The organism is Burkholderia sp. HI2714 (assembly GCF_002223085.1).
In the GTDB taxonomy this organism is placed as follows: Bacteria; Pseudomonadota; Gammaproteobacteria; order Burkholderiales; family Burkholderiaceae; genus Burkholderia; species Burkholderia lata_D.
In genome coordinates this window covers 1-1288 of sequence record NZ_NKFM01000145.1, presented here as the reverse complement: position 1 = coordinate 1288, position 1288 = coordinate 1, and the positions used below count along the sequence as shown (strand labels likewise).

Here is a 1288-nt window from a genome sequence, read left to right as displayed (position 1 = left end):
CGAGCCCGGTTTCGGAGAGCAGCGTGTGGTTGCAGCCGGCGGTTTTGAGCGCGTGCGTAATGAGCTGCGCGAAGCGGGCGTGCTCGGTGACGGGCTGCAACTGTACTCGGGTCTGGATGCGGCTGTAGAGTGCAGCGTAGGCGTTGCGCTCGAGCATCGAGGCCAGTTCCGGATGCCCGGCGAGCCACACGGTGATGAGACTGCGGGCGTCGAAGGCGAAGTTCAGGAACGAAGGGAAGTCGCGGAAGAACTCGGGCGGCAAGTTCTGCGCCTCGTCGATGATCCACAGCGGCAGGACCTGCTTGCTGTTGGCCAGCTCGGCGATGCGCAGCTTGAGCTCGCGCCAGAGATCGGCGCGGCGGTACCCGGGCTCGAGGCCGAGTTCGCGCGCCAGCGACCGGTACAGATCGATACGACCGAACTCGGTCTCGGCCAGATAGATCGTCTGGTAGCGGTGCGGGTTGAGGTTGCGCGTGAGATGACGCAGCACGGCGGTCTTGCCCACGCCGGGCTCGCCGGTGAGCAGGCCGATGCCGGGGCTGTCGAGCAGCCACTGGAAGCGTTCGGACAGGCGTGCAAGCGCGCCGTCGTCCCACAGCTCGATGCAGTCGGTGTCCAGCGGCGCACAGCGCAGGCCGAAGTGTTGACGGTACATGATCAGTCCTCCCCACGGTAGTGATGCCGATGGGTCAGTTCGATGAGGTTGGGTCCGGGAGCCGTCGCCGCGGTCGGAGGAACGGCCGGCGGCTTGCTACGCCGTCGTCGGCTGTTGGCGACGGCGTCGAGCGGGGTGGCCGCGCCCATCGGTTCGCCGGTGCTGTTCTGGACGCGCACCACGGTGCCGGCGTGTGGATCGACGACGAGTACGATCTGCTGGCCGCTGAGTTCGTAGGGGACCTCGAAGACGCGGCCGTCGTACGAGACGGTGCCGTCGCGGCGCACGTGGCGCTCGACGCGATGCAGGAACAGCTCGTCGAGCCTCGGGGCAAGATTGCCGAGGGCGCGGATGCGCGGCAGGTCTTGCTGGTAGCGCGCCAGCGGCGAGACATCCTTGCCCAGCGCGCTGTGGGGCTCGCGGTGATAGATCTGCTCGACCCAGGACCACAGCCGGGCGTTCAGATCGGTTAGATCGCGCAAGTGGGTCGTGTCGAGTTCGGCGAGGAACTGATCGCGCACGGTACGGTGCCAGCGCTCGAGCTTACCCTTGCTCGTGGGTTGGTACGGCTGGCAGTGCACGAGCCGGATGCCGAGGTCCGCGCAGATGGTCTGCAGGGTCGCGGCGCGATAG

At 67.3% G+C, this 1288-nt stretch carries 2 protein-coding genes; both read right to left on the bottom strand.

Annotated features, from left to right (window positions below; genetic code table 11):
* The coding region (locus CFB82_RS41540) for an ExeA family protein (protein WP_089487963.1) at positions 1-655 on the bottom strand (655 nt) is incomplete at its 3' end.
* A gap of 2 nt (positions 656-657) precedes the next feature.
* A partial coding sequence (locus CFB82_RS41535) for an integrase core domain-containing protein (protein ID WP_143751095.1) occupies positions 658-1288 on the bottom strand: 631 nt, incomplete at its 5' end.